Source organism: Rhodococcus sp. NPDC076796, from assembly GCF_040702765.1.
Taxonomy (GTDB): domain Bacteria; phylum Actinomycetota; class Actinomycetes; order Mycobacteriales; family Mycobacteriaceae; genus Rhodococcoides.
In genome coordinates, this window is sequence record NZ_JBFBMS010000010.1 from 35717 (window position 1) to 56890 (window position 21174).

The following is a 21174-nucleotide window of genomic DNA, read 5'->3' on the forward strand; positions in this document are numbered from 1 at the left end:
CGAAGCCTTCTTTCAGTGAGTCCGGAGCCGGACGAGACGGTTCGGAGAGAATGCCGATACATCGACCTCGGGTTCGGTGCCGCGCACCAGAGCCGAGAGAACCCGCCCCCACAACGGGGCGAAAGTGAACGAGTAGGTGCCGCCTGCCACGAAAAGGCCTGGAGCTTCCGCGAGTTCGCCGATGACCGGCATCTCGTCGGGTGTGGTGAGCACGGGCCCGGTCCAGGTATCGACCAGCGGATTCTGGCCGAGCGCCGGCAGAAGCCGTCGAACCTGCTCCAGATTCCCTGTGGTGCTGTCGGGTCTGCTCGGGGCCGTCTCGCTGTCGTGAAACGCACCTGCAGGCCAACCGCCCCCAAGTACGAGGCGTCCCGTTCTGTCCTGTTTGATCGACATTCCCTCCCCGACGTGCTGCACCAGCACCTCGAGTGTCCGAGGAGCGGCTTTCAGCGCGTGCATCTGCAAGGAGGTCGGAACGAGATCGAGCGATATCCCTGCCATAGCCGCGATCGGAGCCATCCACGGACCCGCAACGTCTACCACCGCGGGTGCAATCCACGTTCCACCATTGGTGCCTACTGTCCAGACGTCACTTTCGCGGGTCAGTCCGATCACCGGTGTCGACGGGTGTACCGACGCTCCCTCGGCCGCGGCCTGCCGCAGCAGGGTGGGTCCGGCGAGGTCGGGTTCGGCGAATCCGTCCCACGGACACCAGGTTGCGGCCCGAATGCTCGGGCCGAGCAGGGGTAGCGCCTGCCGCGCCTCGTCGCCGCTCAGTACCTCCGTCGGGATCCCCGCAGCGCGTTCCCATCGGTGCTTGGTGATGAGGGCGTGGACCTGCTCTTCGGTTTCTGCCACCATGAGGCCGCCGCACCGGTTCAGCCCGAGACCGGGCACCGTCTCGTCCAGTGTGTTCCACAGAGTGCTCGCCGACTTCTGCAGCGGAAGCAGCTGTTCGACGTCGACGGCTGTGCCCTGCCCGGGCCTGCGCGTATGAATGGTCTGGATGTGCAGGTTGCCCGCAGTAGTGCCCGAGCCGGCGGTGTTGGGCAGGGTGCGATCGAGCACAGCAACGCGGGATCCTGCGCGGGTGAGGGCGAGAGCCGTTGCAGCACCGACGATTCCGGCTCCGATGACTACGACGTCGACATCAGATCGCACGGACAGCTCCTGCGGTCGCGTAGGCATCGGCGATACCCGATTCGACGACGACGGATTGCAGCGCGGCAAGCGTGTCGGTGTCGGTGACCGGAAGCAAGGGTTCGCGCACGGTGCCACCCGGTTGGCCGAGGAGGTTCATGACGGCTTTCAACTGGGGGATGGGGGAGGCATAGACACCGCTGTAATCCGAGGCGATGAGCCGGCCGGAGAACGCGCGATAGCGATCCACCCAGATGCGCGCCGTGTCGGCGTCACGTGCAGCGACGGCCTCGTAGAACGGCACCGCGAAGGGCGCGCCCACTCCACCGCCGTCGATGTTCCCGTCCCCGCCCAGCTCGAGCAGTGTGGCAAGGCCGCGTCGATGCAGAAAGCTGCCGAATACGCGGACGCGGTCGGACACGGCCTCGACAGTGTCGAGCATGGCGAGCCAATCGCCGGTGCTGTCCTTGATCGCGACGACGTTCTCCAGGTCGGCCAGCCGCGAGAACAAGCCGGGCAAGTCACCCATGTCGACGGCGACGCCGCGTGGCCAGTTGTAGACCATGAACGGCAATGATGTTGCGGTGCTGACACTTCGGTAGTACTGGAGTGTCTCTTCCGCCGAGGTGTGCACATACGGCGGAGGCGTTGCCAGTATGCCGTCCGCGCCGACGGAAGCAGCGTGCTTCGCCAGCGCGGAGGACTGCACAGCTGTGTACGCGCTGACACCGATCACGACAGGGAAGCGGCCTGCGACTGCCTCGATCGATGCCTCCGCGACGGTCTTTCGTTCGTTGTCGCTCTGGCTGAACCATTCGCCGGTGCTGCCGTTCACGAGAACGCCGTGAACACCCGCCTGCGCGTAGAGGTTCATCAGGTCGGAAATTGCCTCGGTGTCGACTTCACCCGACTGCGTGAACGGTGTGGGAGCAGCGGGCCAGTAACCGGACCACGCGACATCATCGCGATTCATGGGAGTGCCTTTCGGGCTCGGGACGATCGTCGCCGCGTCGTACCCGCATTTATGGGATCGATTGCATAGACTGCCTTCGAGGTGGTCGAGTCGTCAAGCCGGAAACGTACTTGTAACGCGACCGCGGTCGAATATGTCTGTCCGAGGCGTGAAGCAAGAGAACGGAGAACCGATGGCGGTCACCTTGATCGACGTTGCGAGCGCTGCGGGGGTGTCGCGCAGCACGGCCTCACGTGCGTTGAGTGGATCGTCACTGATCTCCGCAGAGACCCGGGCGGCGGTCGAGGATGCGGCTCGGGTGCTCGGATACCGGCCGAACAGGGCTGCGAGTGCGCTGCGCTCCAACCGATCGCACCTGGTCGGCCTGGTCATGAACAACCTGATCAATGCGACCTTCCACACCGTCGCCGAGGTCGTGCAGAAGAGGGCGTCCGCCAGCGGATTCCAGGTCCTGCTCTGTATCACCGACGCCGATCCGGCGCGTGAGAACGACGTACTGGCCATGCTCGGCGAACACGGCGTGGACGGCACGATCGTGATCGGCAGTGGACGAAGTGCGTCGGCCTCGAACGCGCTACTGGCGCAGGGGCGCGCGGTGGTCAATCTGATCCGGTCGGTGAAGGGTAGTTCGGCGTCGACGGTGCTGGCGGACGACGTCACGGGTGCTCGCGACGCGACAGCGCACCTGATCGAGCTGGGGCACTCCCGTATCGGCTACATCGGTGGAAGCGAGGATGCGACGTCCGGACGTGAGCGCTACGAGGGCTATCGACTGGCACTGGCCGGTGCCGGCATCGCGGTCGACGAGACGATAGTCCGCAAAGGTCCTTTCACCACCGAGTTCGGTGCCGATGCGATCAATTCGCTGCTCGACGCACCTCAGGCGATGACCGCGCTGTATGCGGCCAACCACGAGGCGGTCTTCGGCATCCTGCCCACACTCGTCGGCAGGGGTGTGTCCGTGCCGGACGAGCTGTCGCTGATCTGCCACGAGGACATGCCGTGGCTCGCGATGTGGCAGCCCCCGATCACCGTCGTCGACAACGGCGCGGCCCAACTGGCCAATGTGGCGATGGACCTGTTGTTCCAGCAGATCAAGGACTCGGTCGAACCCGATGGGCGCACGTATCGAATCGGCGCTCGACTGGTGGAGCGGTCGTCGTGTGCCCAGTTGTGACCGGAGTCGTGAGATTCAGGCTCCCGTGAGCTCGACTACGTGCGAACGGTTAACAGTTGATGTACCGCGTGTCAGCAATGTTAACCGCGTTGACGCCTCCGAATTCGTCTGCGACGCTTGATGCAATCGATCCCAACGGATCGTTCCTCTCCGAATCATTCCGTCACAATCGCTGCCGCCCCGTTGTCGAACACGATGCGCTGCAGTCGATATCGAAAGGCTCGCTCAATGCGTAAGTTAATGGGAATCGCCGCCGTCGCCGTCGTGACCGCCGGCCTCACCGCCTGTAGTTCCACGGACGAGACCGATGCCGCGCCGACGGACTGCACACCCACTCTCGGAGCTTCGGACCTCGCCGAAGAAGGCGTACTGACCATGGCCACCAATGCAACGCTTCCGCCCATGCAGTATGTCGATCCGAACGGCGATGTGATCGGCATGCGCGTCGACCTCGGCAAAGAGATCGCCAAGCGCCTGTGTCTGACACCGAAGTTCGTCAACATCGAATTCGAGGCGCAGATCCCCGGTGTGCAAGCCGGCCGGTGGGACATGATCGACACCGGAATGTTCTATACGCCGGCACGGGCCGAGACGATCGATCTGGTTCCGTACGAGGTTCAAGCGGTCTCGATCTCTGTGCCTTCGGGTAATCCGGAATCGATCTCCTCGGTGGACGATCTGGCGGGCAAGACCATCGGAGTCGAAGCGCCCGGATACGAATTCGACACGTTGACCGCAATGGCCGAGCAATTTGCGGCCGAAGGCAAGCCGGCGCTGACAGTGCAGACCTTCAAGACCAATGCCGATGCCTACCAGGCACTTTCGGCAGGCCAGCTCGACGGGACTTCCATCGTCGAGTCGGTCACCTCGTTCTACCAGGAAGACGGACGCTTCGAGACAGCCGTCGGTGGAATCAACGAGGCACCCCTGGCAATGGGATTCGCCAAGGGAAGTAAATCCTCTGCAGAAGTTGCGCGTGTGCTGTCGGAGATGAGGAGCGACGGCTATCTGCCCGAACTGTTCGAGCAGTACGACGTCACGGGATACAACGGCGATATTGCAGTCAGTACCGGTCCTCTCGACAGCTGATCCGAACAACGCACGTCGAAAGGCAGCCCCATGTGGTCCTGGGACGCATTCTTCTCCATCCTGACGAGCACCCAATTGCTCGAAGGCGCGTGGGTCACCATCTGGCTCACCGTAGTCAGCATGATCCTCGGACTCGCGCTCGCGGTGGTGGTGGCCTCGGCACGATCGTCCAAGTTCGTACCCCTGCGGATAGTCGCTGGGTTCTACGTGTGGCTGATGCGCGGCACGCCTCTACTCGTCCAACTGGTGATCATTTACACCGGACTGCCTCAGGTCGGCATCAAACTCGGTGTGATCGAGGCGGCCCTCGTCGGCCTGGTTCTCAACGAAGCTGCCTACCTGTCGGAGATAGTCCGTTCCGGATTGCTGTCGGTTCCGACCGGACAGACCGAAGCAGCTCGTGCACTCGGCATGTCACCTACGAAGGTCTTCCGCGTGGTCGTTCTCCCGCAGGCACTGCGGGTCATGATCCCTCCACTCGGCAACAGCTTCAACGGGTTGCTCAAGACCACAACGCTGGTGTCGGTCATCTCTGTGCAGGAACTGCTGCGACGGACCCAGTTCTTGGTGCAGGTGAATTTCCGAGTCCTGGAGGGGCTTTGTGCGGCCGCGTTGTACTTCCTGGTGCTGACGACTCTGTGGGGTTTGATTCAGAAGATGATCGAAGTACGAGTCGGGCGTGGATACGACCGCAACTACCGCCGTAAGGGTGGCCCGTCCACCCCGAAGCTCGACGACAGCGCGATGAAAGCCGAGGCTGTGAACCGATGACCAGTGCGACTTTTCCGACCACAAAGGCTACGACGATGGTCGAGGTCAGGAATATGACCAAGGCCTACAACGATCTCGTCGTCCTCGACGACATCGATTTCACGGTGGACAAAGGGGAAGTGGTCCTACTCCTCGGTCCGTCGGGAAGTGGAAAGAGCACCTTGCTGCGCACGCTCAACTGTCTCGAAACGATCGAGTCCGGAACCGTCCGGGTATGCGGGGAGATGATGGGCTTCTCTGAAGGGCCCAAGCGGACGCCGCTGTCGGAGGCGCAGATCGCAAAGCAGCGGCATCACACAGGAATGGTGTTCCAGAGTTTCAATCTGTTTCCCATGATGACGGCTCTGGACAACGTCGCATCGGGTCCACGGCATGTCCTCGGCACTCAGAAGGACAAGGCGCGCAGACAAGCTCAGGAATTGCTCGACCTCGTCGGCCTGGCGGACAAGGGGGAGAACTACCCGTCGCAACTGTCCGGTGGACAGCAGCAACGCGTGGCGATCGCCCGGGCATTGGCGATGAAGCCGGAGGTGATGCTGTTCGACGAGCCCACATCGGCGCTCGATCCCGAGATGGTCAACGAAGTTCTCGACGTCATGCTTCGACTGCGAGACGAGGGCATGACGATGGTGGTGGTCAGCCACGAAATGGGCTTCGCGAAAGCGGCCGCAGACCGAGTCGTCTTCATGAGCGACGGGAAGATCGTGGAAGAGGCACCTCCCGGCCAGTTCTTCGATAGCCCCAAAAATCCTCGCACACAACAATTTTTGAGTCGCATACTCTGACAGGCAAGAGCGCTGCGAACTTTCCGCGAGGTAGATCGATTGAATGAATGTCGAGCGAGGACGACTCACATTGCCACGCGGTGCATAGGGTGAGCAGTCGGAGTCCGATTTGTCCGACAGGAGCGTGTCAGCGTGAGTTCACCCATTCTCGTCAAGGGCCAGAACATTTCTCTGCCGGACGACGTGACCGAACTGGATGTCATCGTGTCGTGGGTAGACCCGGAGCGAGATCTCGATGCGTCTGCATTGCTGGTGAATTCGAGCGGTCACGTTCGGTCCGATGCAGACTTCGTCTTCTACAACCAGCCGGAGTCCGCGGACGCGACCGTACGCTACCGCGGGAGCAGTAGCACCGACGAAGGCAAACAGGAACGAGTGTCGATCCATCTCGATTCTCTCGCAGCAGAAGTCGACAAGGTGGTCATCGCGGGTAGCTCCGATGATGTTCCGTTGGGTGACTTCGGGAAACTGTCGATGCAGGTGCGGGATCAAACCGGTTCGGTGCTCGGGGAGTTCCTCACCGCCGATGCGTCGTCGGAACGAGCATTGGTGTTCGGGGAGGTGTACCGACGGAACGGCGCGTGGAAATTACGCGCGGTCGGGCAGGGCTGGGAATCCGGGTTGGGTGGTTTGGCGCAGGACTTCGGCGTCGACGTCGACGACACCGAGCCGGAAGCGTCGGCGAACGATGTTGTCTTTGTCGAGGTCGCTGACTCGCATGTGCAGGCAGTCGACACGACCGGTGAGATCGTCGACGTCTCGGTTGTCGACGCCGAACCGCCGAAACGCGGGGTTCGCACCAAGAAGCCGGTTGCCAAGAAGGTCACGCCGCCGCAGTTCACCTTGGCAGGGGGAGAAGGCTGGCAGACGGCTCGCCTGTTCTCCGTTGCCGGTGTCGGATCCGGTGAGGAGCAGGAGAAGAGGGCCACCTCGGCACTGATCGCGACGATGCAGGCGGTTCGTCCGTTCGCTCGCGCAATCTGCGCACATGCCGGCGCGCCGTCCGGTCCCTTCGAGGGCTACCTCGAAGTGCAGTTCGCCAAGGGCGAGGGCAAGGTCATCCCCGACGGTGTGTTTCGGGTATCGCGCGCGGGGCAAGTGTGGACCGCGTTGCTGGAAGTGAAGACCGGCACCGGCAAACTCCAGAAAGAGCAGCTCGAGAACTACCTCGATGTTGCGAAACGTCACAGGTACGAGACCGTGCTGAGTTTGTCCAACGACATACCGGCCTCCGCCGGTGAGCTCCCGATCCAGGTGAACAAGACCAAGCTGAACAAGGTATCGCTGCGGCATATCTCGTGGTCCGAGGTCATTCACGAAGCCCGAATGTTGTTGTCGCACGGCGACCTTGCAGATTCATTGCAGGTGTGGATTCTGAGCGAATTCGTCAGGTATCTGACGCACCCGAAGTCCGGCGCGACGGAGTTCGTCGATATGGGTCGCCACTGGGTTGCTGTTCGCGACTCCGTCACCGCCGGAACCCTCCGCTCCAGTGACGTCAAAGCCTTGTCGGTGGCGAACACATGGGCGTCGCTGTCCAGGCACCTGGCGTTGCGGATGACTGCCGATCTCGGCGTTCCGGTGAAGCATCACCTCCCCAGGAAGTTCAGCGGAGATCCCCAGGCGCGCAACGAGTACATCGTCGAGCAGCTCGTTGCCTCCGGGTGCCTCTCGGCCACGTTGCGCATTCCTGATGCCGCCGGAGATGTCACTGTCGAAGCGGACATGCGTACCAACAAGATTCAGTGCAGTACCGCTATCGACGCGCCGACCGACGGGACCGCGCTTCGACGAGCGGCATGGCTGCTCAAGCAATTGAAGAACGCTCCCGCCGACATCCTGGTCGAAGCCGTGTTCTCAGACCCAGGCGAAATATCCTGCGAGAACTTGGCGACCGTGCGAGCGGATACCAAATCGTTGACCGCAGGCCGGATCAGCGAACTGCAGTACTTCACGCTGACGTCACCGACCAAGATGGGTAGCAAGCGCTCCGGATCTGCGGCCAGCTTCATCGGTAGCGTGACCGACGGTCTCGACGCCTTCTACCGCGACGTCGTGCAACCGCTGAAGCCATGGGTCCCGTCGGCCCCGGAATCGTCGTCCACTGACATTGCGGACGGCTGAGAGCCCGACTGCACGAGTAGCCCACGACGTCTCCATGAATCCGGGTCAGCAGTGAAACTCAGTCGAGGATTGCCGTCGCCTCGACCTCCACGAGAACGTCCGGCTCGAAGAGGTAGTCGACTCCGATGAGCGAGGCGGGTGGCATGGGAGTCGGAAGTCCGATCTCGACGGCCACCTGTTCGACACCTGCCATGAACTCGGCGATCTTCTCCGGTGCCCAATGGGTGACATAGAACGTCAACCGCACTACGTCGCTGAAAGTCGCGCCCGCACCCGCCAATCCGATGGCGGTGTTTCTCAGCGCCTGTACAACCTGACCCGCAAGGTCGCCAGGGGCCACCGGGGCACCGTCGACTAGGCGTGCGATCTGACCGCTGACGTGTACGTGGCGCGATCCGGTACCTACGGCGACATGGTGGTACGGCACGTGCTGAGTCATGCCTTCCGGACTGGAATAGATGACGGACATCGACTTCTCCTCGGTGGTTGCGGCTAGGTATAACATTGATACCTGGTACACGAAAGTCACTTCAAGGAGACGTGGTTTCATGACCGATACCTCGGCCGCGCAGGACGAACTCACCATCAGCGCACCCCACCGCGAGCTTCTCGATCAGGTACTCGACAAATGGTCGCTGGCCGTACTCGACGAACTCTGCGAACAACCCTCCCGCTTCAACGAACTGCGTCGCGCGATCCCGAACGTGACACAGAAATCGCTCACCGCGACATTGCGCAAGCTCGAACGAAACGGAATTGTCGAACGGGTCCTGCTCAGTTCGCGTCCCGTCGCCGTCGAGTACCGAATCACGCGACTGGGGAAGACACTTCGGACGCCGATCGACGTGATCTTGCAATGGGCTACCGACCATATGCCGGAGATCGAACGAGCTCGCGCGGACTTCGACCTTCTGTGACAACGGTCCGAGTCAGCACCTCGAGACTCGGGATGACCCGAACAGCAGATGACCGACGAGCGACGATGCGGTTGAAGGTGCCGAACTCTGGGCACAGAGAAGGTATGACAGATAACGCAAAGCTGACAGTGGAACGCACCATCGAGGCACCCGTCGACGCTGTTTTCGACGTCCTGTCCAATCCCGAGCGGCATCAGGCGCTCGATGGATCGGGCTTCGTACGCAGCGTGGACCACGCCGACCGGATTCAGAAGGTCGGCGAGAAGTTCACGATGAACATGCAGGGCGATCACATGGGTGGCGAGTACCAGACCGACAACCACGTGACCGGCTACATCAAGGACAAGCTGGTCGCATGGAAGACGGCCCCCGCAGGTAACGAGCCTCCCGGATGGGAGTGGCTGTGGGAGCTCGAATCTCAGGGCCCCAACGAGACGCTGGTCCGCCACACCTACGACTGGTCCAAGGTCACGGACAAGAAGTTGCTCCAGCAGATCAAGTTCCCGCTGGTGACCGAAGATCAGCTGAACGACACACTCGCTCGACTGGCAGTCGAAGCGACGTCCTGATTTCAGGCCGCAGGTCTCAGGTCAGCCGAAGAACGCTGTGCTGTCGAGACTTTCGATCGACATCCAGCGTCGAGGAAAGTCCGCCGGCCCAGATGTAGCCGACAGATCGACTCCACGGACGGCCAACGCCGACGTCGGCATCTGATCGACGATCAGACCGACGGCATAGGTAGCGGCCGTCACGTGGAGGCACGGATCGATTCTTCCGGAGCAGGTGCAGGACGCTTCGGTGGCGTCGGGGACCGGCGACAGTTTTCTCGCTATCAGTTCGGCGTGGACCTCGTCGGGGAGGTCACCGCTGGTAGCACCCCCGCGCGTGTGGCGGGCAAGAATGCGCAGCACCGACTTTCGTTCCGTCGCCGAATATCGGGGGAGTGAGAGCACAGCCGTCTCGCTCTTCTTGCCCGCGGACACGACGCATCGAAACTCACCGACCTTGTTGTGATCTACGGCAACTGCATCGTTGCGGACCAGGCTGCGTGCCCGCGGGAGCATCGGGTTCGGCCGGGTGACGGCGATGGGTTCCACTCGCCGGATCCAGTCTTTCCCCCACGGCGTCGACCCGAATGCCGCGGGCTGCGGTGTGGTGGCCATCAGCGCGACACCGCCCTCAGCGACAGCGTATCGCGCAACGTCGAGTCGTCGAGCGCCGCCAGAGCCAGCTCGTTGTTGCTCTCGGTCAAACCAGCGATCGCCTTCTTGCGGGTATGGAGTGATGCGATGTGCTCCTCCAGTGTTCCCTCCGTCGTGAGTGCCATGACCGTCACCTGTGACTTCTGTCCGATTCGGTGCACCCGGTCGGTAGCTTGCGCCTCGACCGCGGGGTTCCACCATCGGTCGTAGTGAATCACCGTGCTGGCGCGGGTGAGATTGAGGCCGTACCCCGCCGCCCTCAGACTGAGAACCATGACGGGTGATCGGTCGTTGTTCTGGAATCGGTCGACCATCTTGTCGCGCTTGTCCACGTCGAGCCCGCCGTGAAAGAACGAAATCGGGGCCCCGGTGAGGCCTTCGAGATGCTCCGCCAGGATTTCCCCGGTCCGGCGGTACTGAGTGAACACGAGCGCAGCTCGCGAGGATTCGGCGAGTTCCTCGACGATGTCGGTGAGCCTGTCGAGTTTCCCGGACCGATCAGCAAGTCGAGCCAAGTCTCCGTTGACGAGGCCTGGGTGATTGCAGATCAGTTTTAGCTGGGTGAGTAGCGCCAGCACTGCTGTCCCTCGTCCTCGGTCGGTGCCGAAGCCGGTATCGAATGCTTCCTCGACGGCCGAGTTGTACAGCAGTGCTTGCTCATTCGAGATCGGACACAGAACATCGATGTGGTGCTTCGGCGGCAGATCTGTCGCAACCTCGGCCTTCGTCCGGCGAAGAACGACCGGCGCGATCGCGCTCGACAGTTGTACGAGTGCGGCCGCTGAGCCTCCCTGCTCGATGGGTGCCGAGAATCGTCGGGCGAACCGAGCTCGGGTTCCGAGCAAACCGGGATTGGTGAGATCGATCAAGGCCCAGAGTTCATCCATGCGGTTCTCGACGGGGGTGCCGGTCAGGGCGATGCGCGTGGTCGAATTCAGCCGACGCGCTGCTCGAGCTATTTTGGTCCGGGAGTTCTTCATGACGTGCGCCTCATCGAAGAACACTGTGCTCCAAGAAATTTCGCGCAATCGGTCCGTGTCGGTGCGCAGGGTGGGGTACCCGGTGACTGTCACCGAGCCTGTGTCGGCGCATAACTCGAGGGTGCGAGACGGTCCGCGGTACACGTTGACGACCAATTCGCCGTCGGAGAAGTTCTCGATTTCTCGTCGCCAGTTGCTGATCAACGACGTCGGGCACACGACAAGGTAGTTGCCCTCGCCTCGCCGTGCTCCGACGATCATGTGCGCAATGGCCTGGAGCGTTTTGCCCAGCCCCATCTCGTCGGCGAGGATTCCGCCGCCTCCGACCTCGTGAACGGTCGGCATCCAGGCGGCACCGTGCACTTGATAGGGCCTGGGCGTGAAGGCCGAGGCACGTTGGAGCAGATGGTTCTGCAGGAGCAGGCTGGCGCGGAGTGCGTCAGCGGCACCGTGTGCCGTCGACACGCTCGACCCGCCTGCGTTGGGAACCGCGTGCGCCGCAGGCGGGAGTGCATCGACGAGCGCTGAGGGAACTCCGCTCACGTCGGGGTTCTGCTCGACGTGGTTCAAAATCGCCAACCATCCGCGTGCCGATGGACCTTCCGTAGAGCCGGTTGCGGTTCGGAGCTCGCCGAGGTTCGCTCCCACGAGTTGCGCGCCCACGGTGCGCACGGCGACCGTTCCGTCCGCGCCGGGGACCGCAAGCTCGACGGGAGTGGACTCTCCGGCAGGCGTCGCCCCCGGTGTGCTGTGCCAGACGGCGAAACAGTGACGGTGCGGCAGGTAGGTGACGTGCGGAGCTGAGTCTGTGTCGGCGGTCGAAATCATGCACTCTCCGGCGAAGTTCGCTGCCTCGGCCAGGTCCGAGGCTGCCAACACCGTACGCCGTCCGGTTGGTTTTCGCTGCATCCGATCGCGTTTGACAATTCCCAAAAATGCTGTCCTACAGCGCTATCGAGCATCATCCCGCGCGATGGATCGGATCAGGATTGCTCGCGAGAACACCACCACGTCGTACGGCCGCCCACCGTTCCGCGAGCCATCGGCGCACCACATCGGGGGCACGCCGCATCCGTTTTCCGGAACGGAATGATCTCCCCGGTGTGTACCCCACCCTTCTTTATCGCTGATCGGATCGCGCGGCGCAGAACAACGCGCAGTTCGTCGAGCTCCTCCGTCGTGAGCGACTTGGCTCGCCTGGACGGGGATTGCTCGCTCTGCCAGAGCACCTCGTCGGCCAGTAGGTTGCCGACTCCCGCTATCGCGGCTTGGTCGAGCAGTCGTGCCTTGAGAGGTGCACCGCTGGAACCGATTCGGTGCCGGAAGTCGTCGCGACCGATCTCCGCGGCGTCCGGACCGAGAGCGTCGATGTCGGGTTCGAGTCGAACCCGGCCGAGGCGGCGCTTGTCGAACAGTCGGAGCTGCCCCCCGTCGTCGAACGTTATGGAGAAGCGGGTCCACTCCGGCTTGTCGGTCGGGCGCTCACCGACATGAGGATCGCCACCTCCGTACTGCGAGGTGCGCTCACCGTCGGGAGCGGTGACGATGACGCGTCCACCCATGCCGAGGTGAATGCCCAACGTCGGGCCGCTCGAGCCGTCGGCCGTGACGGTTTCGCACCACATCGCCTTGCCGCGTCGACGCGCCTCGGTGAGCTTCCCGCCCGTCAGAGCACGGGCAATATCGCCTGGCATGTGCGGTCGGCACTCGAACGTGTCGGTGTCGTCGATGTCGACGATGACGCGACCTAGAGCCTTTTCGACGACCTGTCGGGCGTTCTCCACTTCGGGTAGTTCCGGCATTCATCCGGTGTACCCGATTCGTGGGCACTATGCGCGGGTGCCGTCAATGGTCGTTCGACGCGTTCATGTCACCTTCAGGCATCAGTGGGCCCAGTTCGGCGTCGAGCACCTTCTGCACGACGCGCATCGCCGCCAGCGCAGCAGGCGCACCGCAGTACCCCGCTGTATGGACGACGGTTTCGGTGATCTCGGTTCGGGTGAGGCCGTTGCGGAGAGCTCCACGCACATGTCCTGCGAGTTCCTCGTGGGCGCGCAACGCGATGAGGATTCCGAGGTTGAGCAGGCTCCGGCTGCGGTGATCGAGACCGGGACGCGTCCACACTCCGCCCCACACGGTGTCGGTGACGAAGTCTTGCAGTGCAGCGGAGTCGGTGCTGGAGGCATTGGCGAACGCTTTGTCGACGAACTCTTCGCCCATCACGTTCCGACGGACCTCGAGTCCGTCCACGAAGCGCGGTCCCCTGTTCCGATTGGCCGCTTCGTCGTCGATCATGGTGTTCCCTCTCCGTCGTCTGCGTTGTCGACAGATCATGGCAGGGGGCAGTGGAACAGAAGGCGGAGGGGAGCTCGGCTAGGGTTCGATCTGTTCGGTGTTCGTGCGTGGATCACCGTGATCGGGTGGGGCGATCCCACTTTCGCGCGGCGCGCCCATGTAGGCCGATCCTCCGACAGCACTGTCGATTCCGTGGAAGCGACCGCGCCGCATGCGCGAGCGAAGTACACGTGCGATGACAACGAAGACACCCAGAACGACGGCAAAGCCTGCGACTACGGCAACCAGCGCCAACGATGTGTCCATAGCAGTCTCCGATCCTCACTGTCGTAAACCCGACCGGTCGCTATCGATTATCGGGCATGTGAGCGACTCCGGGGGACGAAACCAGGACACACGGTGTCGGTCGATCTGCTCAGCGCGGAGAAACCGGCCCACCGTCACGGTCGTCGCGCGAAGGCTGTGTGTCGTCGGAGGCTTGTTCTGCGCGCGTTGCTTCGAGGAACAGCTGAAGAAAGGGAGAATGCGCGCCTCGTTCTTGCGCCGTACTTCCCTCTCGGGGGTCTTCCGATGTCCTCGACATAGCGATTCGCTCTCCTCCCGTGTCCGCGAACAACAGTCTCAGATTCTGAATAGTTAAGCAACTGAGACAGTAAGTACAATCGGTGGCACGAAAAAAGGGAGGTGGCGTCGAGCAACTTTCAGCGGTGTCCGTGGGCGGCGAGGGTGCCCAGAAGCTGCAGCGCAAAAAAAGAGCTTCGTTGTCGAGATGGGGGTCCGGTCGCGGTGCAACTCGTGCTCGTCGGCATCGAGAGTGGCCGGAGCGTGCGTGGCCGCCCGTGCCCTCGAATGAAGGTTACGTCCCAGCGGCGGTAGGTGGCTCGATCAACATTCTCTTGATCACCTTGCCGGTCGCGGTTCGGGGCAGTTCGTCGAGGAATGTGATGTCGCGAGGAACGCAGAAGCGGCTCAACCGATTTCGGATGTAGGCGCGCACCATGTCCGCATCGAGGCCTGCCGATCCGCGGCCGACGACGAAGGCGGCCAAACGCTGCCCGTATTCAGGGTCGGGCACACCGACGACTGCGACCTCGCCGACCTGAGGAAGATTGGCGATGGCATCCTCGACGGGGCCGGGAAAGACGTTCTCGCCTCCGGAGATGATCATCTCGTCGTCCCTGCCACAGACGAACAGCCGTCCGTTGCAGTCGATGTACCCGAGATCGCCGGTGTCCATCAGCGCAGCTCCGCGGGCGGACGCCGTCGACGGCGGTTCGGCGTTGGTGTAGCCGTCGAACAACATGTCGTTGCCGACGAATATTCTGCCGAGGGTTCCGACCGGAACGGCAGTACCGTTCGCGTCGAGCACGGCGACCGTCGTACCCAGGGGAGGGCGGCCGGCGGTGGCGGGGGCTGCGCGCAGGTCTGCGGGGGTCGCGATCGTGGCCCACGAGACCTCGGTGGAACCGTAGAAGTTGTAGAGGACGTCACCGAAGACATCCATGAAACGGCTGACGGTCGATCCGGTCAATGCCGACCCACTGCACGCGACGACCCGCAGGCTCGAGGTGTCGTACCGTGCTCGAACCTCGTCCGGCAGGTCGAGTATCCGCTGCAGCATGATCGGAACCGCGATCAACGAGGTACATCTGTGCGCCTCGATCGCACGCAGACAGTCCTCTGGATCGAATCGATCCTGGAGAACCACCGTGGCGCGCAACGGAGTGCTGATCTGCAGTGCCGCCAGCCCCCAGCTGTGGAACATCGGTGCCGCGATCAACATCCTCTCGTTCATCCGAAGGGGCATGCGCGACAGCATGGCTGCCACTGTTCCGAAGCCCTTCGGCGTGGGACGAACCGCACCTTTGGGTGACCCGCTGGTTCCGGAGGTCAGCACGACCACTGACCCGGGGCGATCCGGCCTCGCGAATGTGGCGGACGGTGCTGCGACGAAGTGTTCGAGGGTGCGTCGACGCGGAACGGCGGTATGGGACGACAGGCTCACACGGGTGACGTTCTCGGGCAGGTAGCGCACCATCGAGTCGAACTCGTCGTCGACGAACAGCATTCGGAGCTGGTGGCGGGCGGCGATCGTCTCGATCTGGCGGGCAGCGAGACCGGTGTTGAGAAGGACTACCTCGACTCCGAGCATGCCGCACGCGACGGTGCACTCGATCATCGCCGAGTGGTTGCGAGCCAGAATTCCGACGGTGCTTCCTGGACTGATTCCGGACGCGTCGAGACCTGCCGCGATACGGTGCGATCGGTGGTGGATCTCTGCGAAGGTCCGGGTCCCTCGGTCGTCGATCAAGGCAATCTCGTTCGGGGACTTCGCTGCAGCGGCTGCGAAACCACCGCCCAGAGTGAAGCCCCACTTCGCCAGTGAGTTCAGCTGCCTGTACGCACGGTCGGGACGTGCAGCACGAATGACGCCGGTTCCCACCATCGTCTTCATGATCGCCAGCGGTAGCGACCGCGAATCCCCGGTGTTGGTCACGATCGACGTCGAGGTGCCGGACAGGGAGTTCTCCAGTCGGCGCAGACCGCCCATGACCCAATCGACGACGGCGCGGTTGTGCTCGGGTTGGGGTGAGTAGGACCCGCCGAGCCCCGCTCTGAACACGGTGACATCGATCTTCGTCTCGCCGGCCGAGCGCGCAGTGAGGGTGAATCTGACGAATCCGCCGGACTCGACATGCTCGATGGTGATGATCGGCCGGTTTCGTCTGTTCACCACCAGGTCGAGGGCATGCTCGACACCGTTGACTCCGCACAGGTAGCCGGCCGTGGATTCACGGAGCATGCAGTGGTCGAGCCCGGGGAAGTAGCGTGGGAACAACTCGACCGCGCTCAAGACTCCGCACACCTGCTCGATGTCGTGTGCGAAGACCGTGCTGCAGTCGATGACGTCCGAGACCATGCCCCACCCCCCCGTACCTTGCCGAGTCGACAGCAACGCCGACACAGCACCGACCAGGGGATGGCGGCGCGCACCTGGAACGGGTCATCCGCCTGGATGAAGTCGTCATCGTAAACCCGGGGCACGGTTGTGTGCACGAAATCGGCCGAAGTCGGTCTCGAATTGCCGATTTCTCCTGTGATGAGCGTCAGAACTGAATGCCGAGCGACCACGCGAAGACGGTGTACGCGGCGATGGTGATCAGTGAGATCGCGATCAGATTGAGCCAGAAGCCGCCTCGCATCATCTGGCCGATCGTGATGTAGCCACTGGCGTAGGACACCGCGTTCGGCGGAGTCGCCACGGGCAACATGAACGCGCAGGTGGCCGCGAGCGCTACGGGGACGGTCAGGACCAGAATGTCGATGTTCATGCCCATCGCGACTCCACCTGCGACCGGTAGGAACGTCGCGGCCGTCGCGGTATTGCTGGTGATTTCGGTCAGGAAGATGATCGCGGCCGTGGCGACGACGACCAACATGACCACCGGAATGGTGTCGAGGCCACCTGCAACGCTCCCGATCCACTCCGTCAGGCCACTGGACTCGAACTGGGCCGACAGGGCGAGCCCACCGCCGAACAGCAGCAACACGCCCCAGGGCAGCTTGACGGCGGTCTCCCAGTCGATCAGGCGGACGCCCTTCTTGCTTCCGCTGGGCAGCAGGAACAGCAGCAGTGCTGCTGTCATGGCGATCCCGGTGTCGGAGATCGGGGCATCGTCGAAGATCAGCGGAACACCCACCCACGACACGGCCGCCAGGCAGAAGATGATCGCGACCCGGATCTCACCCTGCGACATCCTGCCCAGGGCGTCGAGTTCACCTCTGATCAGCTGTTTGCCACCGGGGATGTCGTCGATCTCCGGCTTGAACATCACGTGGGTCAACAGGAACCAGGCGATCACGAGCAGGATCACGGCGAGCGGAACGCCGGCGATCATCCACTGGAGGAACCCGATCGTGATTCCCTGCCCCTCCAGGTAACCCACCAGCAGGGTGTTGGGTGGAGTGCCGATGATGGTTCCGAGCGAGCCGATCGACGCCGCATAGGCGATGCCGAGCATCAGCGCGGTGCCGAAGTTGCTTTTGATGATGGCCTGAGTGATGTTCTCGGCGTCTGCGGTCGTTTCACCGTCGGAGCCGGGAACAGCTCCGGCCTTCTTGCCGATGTCGAGTACCAGGACGAGCACCGAGACTCCGATGGGAATCATCATCACGGCGGTGGCGGTGTTCGAAACCCACATCGACAGAAAGCCTGTCGCAATCATGAACCCGGCGATCACCATCGTGGGCTTCGTGCCCATGGCGTTGACCGTCAGCAGCGCGATGCGGCGATGCAGATTCCACCGTTGCATGGCCAGTGCCAACAGGAATCCGCCCATGAACAGAAAGATGATGTTGTTGCCGTACGAAGCACCGACATCGTTGACGGCGACGCCGGAATCGAAGACCGGAAAGATGACGAGGGGCAGCAGCGCGGTCGCTGGGATGGGCACCGCCTCCGTCATCCACCAGATGCCCATCAATACCGCGGTGCCTGCGGTCAACCGTGCCGGATGCGCTACGTCGTCGGGGAGAACCAGGTACACGAGAATTGCCAACAGGATTCCTGCGCCGAGCCCGACCCATTGACGTTTGCGGCGACCGGGTTGAACTTCCTCTTCGCGTTCTCCGGCCGATCTCTGATCCACTTCGTCGAAGTCGTGGCCTTCGGACGAGCGCCCGGCCTTCTCCTCGTCGCCGACCTGCGTCATGGAACCTCCTCGGTGTGGACGTTTTCATCACCCTAACGCGTGAATTGTCCAGAAGGTCCGAATCGAACAGCGTCGACGCCTGCCTCGCCTACCGGGCGATGTCGGGCTTGTTCGCGGCCGAATCGTTGTCCAGCACCGGATCCCACACGTCGCCGGGTAGGTCGCCCGGCAGATAGCTGTTGCCGCGTCCGACGAATTTGTCGTCGCGACCTTCGCGCCGCATGGCCTCGAAGTCCGCCAGCGCGCCGAAGGCCCATTTGCCCAACAGCGCAATGGCTACCAGGTTCACGGTTGCCATCGCAGCCATGGCGACGTCCGCCAGCGCCCACACCGTCGTCAGCGCGGACAAGGAGCCGAAGCCGATGGCCGCAAGGACGATGGTGCGCAACAGGTTCAGCAATTTGCCCTCGACTCCGAGGAAGTTGAGGTTGATCTCGGCGTACGAATAGTTGCCGAGGATCGAAGAGAACGCGAACGTGAAGATCAACAGTGTCATCGGAATCGCCGTCCACGTCCCCAACTGAGCGGAGATCGAGTCCTGAGTGAGAACCGCGCCCGCCACCCCGCTCGGGTTGCTGATGTCGTACACACCCGATACCAGGATGATGAACGCTGTCGCACTGCAAATGACGATGGTGTCGAAGAAGACTCCGAGCGACTGGATCAGACCCTGCTTCACCGGATGGGACACCGTTGCGGTCGCAGCGGCGTTGGGTGCGCTGCCCATACCTGCCTCGTTGGAGAACAGGCCACGCTTGACGCCGTTGAGCATGGCGGCCAAGATTCCGCCCGTCGTCCCGCCGATCGCCTCGTTCAGGCCGAATGCGCTCGAGACGATCTGACCGAAGACCGTCGGGATCTCGCCGATGTTCATCGCCACGATCACCAGCGCGAGCAGCACATACACCAGCGCCATGACGGGGAGGAGGTATTCGGCCACCCGCGCGATTCGCCGGACGCCACCGAAGAGGATCGGAGCAGACAGCACCACCAGGAAGACCGCGATCCAGCCCGCATCGATGTTCATCGTGGACGAGAACGATTCGGTGATGGTGTTCGCCTGAACCATGTTGAACGCGAAGCCGAAAGCAAAGATCAGCAGGCACGCGAAGACGATTCCCCATCGACGCGAACCCAGACCCAATTGGATGTAGTAGGCGGGACCGCCCCGGAAGCTGCCGTCGGGATTGCGCACCTTGTACATCTGCGCCAGAGTCGCCTCGATGAACGCCGTCGCCATGCCGACCACTGCGACCAGCCACATCCAGAAGATTGCGCCCGGTCCGCCGAGAGTGATCGCGATGGCGACGCCGGCGATGTTTCCCGTACCCACTCGGGACGCCAGGCCGACACAGAAGGCCTGGAACGCCGAGATGCCGCCCTCGGCGTTCGACCGAGATCCGCCGATTGCCTTGAACATCGACGGAAGAAGTCGAACTTGAACGAATTTGGTGCGGACGGTGAAGTACAGTCCGACGCCGATCAACAAGTAGATGAGGAAGACGCTGTAAAGTCGATCTGCCAAGAAGTCGATTATCGAACTGACGGTATCCACGGTGCCATCCTGGAGTGCTCGGTGTGTGGGTGCGTCGACAGCACATTACTCGCAGATGGCCGAAAGTTTGCACCGAACAAAGACGCACGGGTGCAGTTCCGTGCATGCTGTCAGTGCTCGGCAGGACCCCAGATGTCGCCGAACGGTATCGAACGCCCCAGAATGCGTTCTGCTGCACGGTGTCCCGATTTCAAGGCTGCGGTGACCGTTGCCGGGTCATCGGTCCAGGTCGCTTCACCGGCGAGGTGAAGTACATCGCCGATCGGAGTGGCCAGGTCGTCGTGATCTCGCGTACGTGAACCCACCGTCATGTACGAGTACGAACCGTAGGAGAACGGATCGTCCTGCCAGCGAGTGACATACACACGGTCCGGTGTAACGACACGGTCGCCGTACAGGCCACGCAGTGCTTCGAGAACCGAGTCCGCGATGCGCTCGTCCGACCAGTGCCGAGTCTGCTGCGCGCATGCGCCCGCTGCGAAGGTCAGAAGCGTCGGACGTCCCAGCGGCATGCTCACGTCATACCAGGAGTGCCACCAGTGCCCGGCTTCGCCCTGCTGCCTTACGGCATAGACGTTCTCGTCCCAGAACTTGGTGGGGAACCTGAGGAACACCTTCTCGAACGCGTTCATCTCCAGTCGTTTCAGTGCGCCCGAAACAGGTTCCGGCAGTGGGGGTTCCACAGTGAATGCCGGCGACTTCAGTACTCCGATCGGCACCGTCACCACAGCGCGCTCTGCCGAGAACGTCCCGGCCCCGGTATCGACCAGCACTCCGTCTCGACCCCAACGGACCTGCGTCACCGCGTGTTCGAGCCGGATGTCGAGTCCCTCGGCCAGCCGAACTGCCAATTCGTCGTAACCGTCCGGGAACACGACTTCGTCGCCCTCGATGGCGTCGTCGTCCAAACCGTGCGCGTCGAGGAGATCCTTTCCTACCCCCAACTGTTCCTCGGCCCGATGTCCGAGGAACTCGCGAACTCGCTCGAGTCGGTCCTCGTTCCAATCCAATTGCGTCAGAGTAGCTTCCATCGCGTCACCGAACGAGGTTCCCGGGGACGACTTCGCGATCGTCGTGGCGAACAGTTCGTCGAAGTGGTGAACGTCGGCACCGAACTGTGCGGCCGCCTGCTCGCTCAACCTGGTCCCGGTGGGGGAGTAGTACGCGATGGGCCTGCCGTCCGGCTGGTAGCTACCGACGGTGAATTCGACGGTCCGCATTCCGAAAGCGTGCACGGCATCGGCGAGAGGGTTGTCGTCTGTTCCATGAATCCAGGACGCACCGACGTCGAGGGTGCTGTCGTCGGTGCGCATCGTCCAGACCCGACCGCCCACGCGATCTCTGGCCTCGAGAACGACGACGCGCTGACCGGCGCGATGTAGAAGTGTCGCAACGACCAAGCCGGAAATACCTGCGCCCACCACGAGGGTATCGACGTGTGTCACCGTCACTCC

Annotated in this window: 19 protein-coding genes; 7 read left to right on the forward strand and 12 right to left on the reverse strand. The window is 62.7% G+C overall.

All coding sequences use genetic code 11. The annotated features are described in order from the left end of the window. Nucleotides 1–12: 12 nt before the first annotated feature. Nucleotides 13–1161, reverse strand: coding sequence for an FAD-binding oxidoreductase (locus AB0366_RS22740; RefSeq protein ID WP_366245929.1), 1149 nt, complete (start codon nucleotides 1159–1161; stop codon nucleotides 13–15). After that, entirely contained in the window at nucleotides 1151–2113 is a 963-nt protein-coding gene (locus AB0366_RS22745; RefSeq protein WP_366245930.1) for a dihydrodipicolinate synthase family protein, read from the reverse strand. Before AB0366_RS22745 ends, AB0366_RS22740 begins: the two co-directional genes overlap by 11 nt. Nucleotides 2114–2285: 172 nt before the next feature. Here AB0366_RS22745 and AB0366_RS22750 point away from each other — a divergent pair, with 172 nt between their 5' ends. From AB0366_RS22750 to AB0366_RS22770, 5 genes are all read left to right on the forward strand, one after another. After that, nucleotides 2286–3290 (forward strand): LacI family DNA-binding transcriptional regulator, encoded by a 1005-nt coding sequence (locus AB0366_RS22750; protein ID WP_366245932.1) that lies wholly within the window; start codon nucleotides 2286–2288, stop codon nucleotides 3288–3290. Nucleotides 3291–3518: 228 nt separating this feature from the next. Next, nucleotides 3519–4379, forward strand: coding sequence for an ABC transporter substrate-binding protein (locus AB0366_RS22755; protein ID WP_366245934.1), 861 nt, complete (start codon nucleotides 3519–3521; stop codon nucleotides 4377–4379). Nucleotides 4380–4409: 30 nt separating this feature from the next. Beyond that, nucleotides 4410–5150, forward strand: a complete 741-nt coding sequence (locus AB0366_RS22760; RefSeq protein WP_347872474.1) for an amino acid ABC transporter permease — start codon at nucleotides 4410–4412, stop codon at nucleotides 5148–5150. A gap of 35 nt (nucleotides 5151–5185) precedes the next feature. Then, a complete protein-coding gene (locus AB0366_RS22765) occupies nucleotides 5186–5935 on the forward strand; it encodes an amino acid ABC transporter ATP-binding protein (protein WP_347872475.1) in 750 nt (249 codons plus the stop codon). A 132-nt stretch (nucleotides 5936–6067) separates the two neighbouring features. Further along, on the forward strand, nucleotides 6068–8059 hold the full coding sequence (locus AB0366_RS22770; RefSeq protein ID WP_347872472.1) for a TerD family protein: 1992 nt from the start codon (nucleotides 6068–6070) through the stop codon (nucleotides 8057–8059). 58 nt (nucleotides 8060–8117) lie between these two features. Here AB0366_RS22770 and AB0366_RS22775 read toward each other — a convergent pair whose 3' ends face one another. Further along, nucleotides 8118–8528 (reverse strand): Rid family hydrolase, encoded by a 411-nt coding sequence (locus tag AB0366_RS22775; RefSeq protein ID WP_366245936.1) that lies wholly within the window; start codon nucleotides 8526–8528, stop codon nucleotides 8118–8120. Between the two features lie 79 nt (nucleotides 8529–8607). Between AB0366_RS22775 and AB0366_RS22780 the strand changes: the two genes are divergently transcribed. Both AB0366_RS22780 and AB0366_RS22785 read left to right on the forward strand, forming a co-directional pair. After that, the gene (locus AB0366_RS22780) at nucleotides 8608–8976 is read left to right on the forward strand and encodes a helix-turn-helix domain-containing protein (RefSeq protein ID WP_366245938.1); all 369 of its coding nucleotides are present in this window, start codon (nucleotides 8608–8610) and stop codon (nucleotides 8974–8976) included. Between the two features lie 104 nt (nucleotides 8977–9080). After that, nucleotides 9081–9545 (forward strand): SRPBCC family protein, encoded by a 465-nt coding sequence (locus AB0366_RS22785; RefSeq protein ID WP_128644533.1) that lies wholly within the window; start codon nucleotides 9081–9083, stop codon nucleotides 9543–9545. A gap of 21 nt (nucleotides 9546–9566) precedes the next feature. Here the strand turns inward: AB0366_RS22785 and AB0366_RS22790 are convergent, their stop codons facing one another. The 9 genes from AB0366_RS22790 to AB0366_RS22830 form a co-directional block, all read right to left on the reverse strand. Further along, complete coding sequence (locus AB0366_RS22790) at nucleotides 9567–10139, reverse strand: hypothetical protein (RefSeq protein WP_366245939.1); 573 nt, start codon at nucleotides 10137–10139, stop codon at nucleotides 9567–9569. Continuing rightward, a complete protein-coding gene (locus tag AB0366_RS22795; RefSeq protein WP_366245940.1) occupies nucleotides 10139–12067 on the reverse strand; it encodes a DEAD/DEAH box helicase in 1929 nt (642 codons plus the stop codon). Before AB0366_RS22795 ends, AB0366_RS22790 begins: the two co-directional genes overlap by 1 nt. Nucleotides 12068–12141: 74 nt before the next feature. After that, nucleotides 12142–12960 (reverse strand): DNA-formamidopyrimidine glycosylase family protein, encoded by an 819-nt coding sequence (locus AB0366_RS22800; RefSeq protein ID WP_366245942.1) that lies wholly within the window; start codon nucleotides 12958–12960, stop codon nucleotides 12142–12144. A gap of 43 nt (nucleotides 12961–13003) precedes the next feature. Next, entirely contained in the window at nucleotides 13004–13453 is a 450-nt protein-coding gene (locus AB0366_RS22805) for a carboxymuconolactone decarboxylase family protein (RefSeq protein ID WP_366245944.1), read from the reverse strand. Nucleotides 13454–13531: 78 nt separating this feature from the next. Next, complete coding sequence (locus AB0366_RS22810) at nucleotides 13532–13759, reverse strand: hypothetical protein (protein ID WP_366245945.1); 228 nt, start codon at nucleotides 13757–13759, stop codon at nucleotides 13532–13534. 550 nt (nucleotides 13760–14309) lie between these two features. Further along, nucleotides 14310–16373, reverse strand: a complete 2064-nt coding sequence (locus tag AB0366_RS22815; RefSeq protein ID WP_121869774.1) for an AMP-binding protein — start codon at nucleotides 16371–16373, stop codon at nucleotides 14310–14312. Nucleotides 16374–16560: 187 nt separating this feature from the next. Then, nucleotides 16561–18165, reverse strand: a complete 1605-nt coding sequence (locus tag AB0366_RS22820; protein ID WP_366245947.1) for a DASS family sodium-coupled anion symporter — start codon at nucleotides 18163–18165, stop codon at nucleotides 16561–16563. Nucleotides 18166–18253: 88 nt separating this feature from the next. Then, entirely contained in the window at nucleotides 18254–19690 is a 1437-nt protein-coding gene (locus AB0366_RS22825; protein ID WP_259467912.1) for an alanine/glycine:cation symporter family protein, read from the reverse strand. Nucleotides 19691–19830: 140 nt separating this feature from the next. After that, nucleotides 19831–21165 carry an NAD(P)/FAD-dependent oxidoreductase gene (locus AB0366_RS22830; protein ID WP_366245949.1) on the reverse strand — a complete coding sequence of 445 codons (1335 nt, stop codon included), beginning with the start codon at nucleotides 21163–21165 and terminating at the stop codon, nucleotides 19831–19833. Nucleotides 21166–21174: the final 9 nt, after the last annotated feature.

Excerpts from the sequence above, each read along its gene's own strand:
- AB0366_RS22745 (WP_366245930.1), bottom strand. The coding sequence starts at position 2,113 with ATGAATCGCGATGATGTCGCGTGGTCCGGTTACTGGCCCGCTGCTCCC.
- AB0366_RS22750 (WP_366245932.1), top strand. The coding sequence starts at position 2,286 with ATGGCGGTCACCTTGATCGACGTTGCGAGCGCTGCGGGGGTGTCGCGC.
- AB0366_RS22755 (WP_366245934.1), top strand. The coding sequence starts at position 3,519 with ATGCGTAAGTTAATGGGAATCGCCGCCGTCGCCGTCGTGACCGCCGGC.
- AB0366_RS22760 (WP_347872474.1), top strand. The coding sequence starts at position 4,410 with ATGTGGTCCTGGGACGCATTCTTCTCCATCCTGACGAGCACCCAATTG.
- AB0366_RS22765 (WP_347872475.1), top strand. The coding sequence starts at position 5,186 with ATGGTCGAGGTCAGGAATATGACCAAGGCCTACAACGATCTCGTCGTC.
- AB0366_RS22775 (WP_366245936.1), bottom strand. The coding sequence starts at position 8,528 with ATGTCCGTCATCTATTCCAGTCCGGAAGGCATGACTCAGCACGTGCCG.
- AB0366_RS22780 (WP_366245938.1), top strand. The coding sequence starts at position 8,608 with ATGACCGATACCTCGGCCGCGCAGGACGAACTCACCATCAGCGCACCC.
- AB0366_RS22785 (WP_128644533.1), top strand. The coding sequence starts at position 9,081 with ATGACAGATAACGCAAAGCTGACAGTGGAACGCACCATCGAGGCACCC.
- AB0366_RS22790 (WP_366245939.1), bottom strand. The coding sequence starts at position 10,139 with ATGGCCACCACACCGCAGCCCGCGGCATTCGGGTCGACGCCGTGGGGG.
- AB0366_RS22795 (WP_366245940.1), bottom strand. The coding sequence starts at position 12,067 with ATGCAGCGAAAACCAACCGGACGGCGTACGGTGTTGGCAGCCTCGGAC.
- AB0366_RS22800 (WP_366245942.1), bottom strand. The coding sequence starts at position 12,960 with ATGCCGGAACTACCCGAAGTGGAGAACGCCCGACAGGTCGTCGAAAAG.
- AB0366_RS22805 (WP_366245944.1), bottom strand. The coding sequence starts at position 13,453 with ATGATCGACGACGAAGCGGCCAATCGGAACAGGGGACCGCGCTTCGTG.
- AB0366_RS22810 (WP_366245945.1), bottom strand. The coding sequence starts at position 13,759 with ATGGACACATCGTTGGCGCTGGTTGCCGTAGTCGCAGGCTTTGCCGTC.
- AB0366_RS22815 (WP_121869774.1), bottom strand. The coding sequence starts at position 16,373 with ATGGTCTCGGACGTCATCGACTGCAGCACGGTCTTCGCACACGACATC.
- AB0366_RS22820 (WP_366245947.1), bottom strand. The coding sequence starts at position 18,165 with ATGACGCAGGTCGGCGACGAGGAGAAGGCCGGGCGCTCGTCCGAAGGC.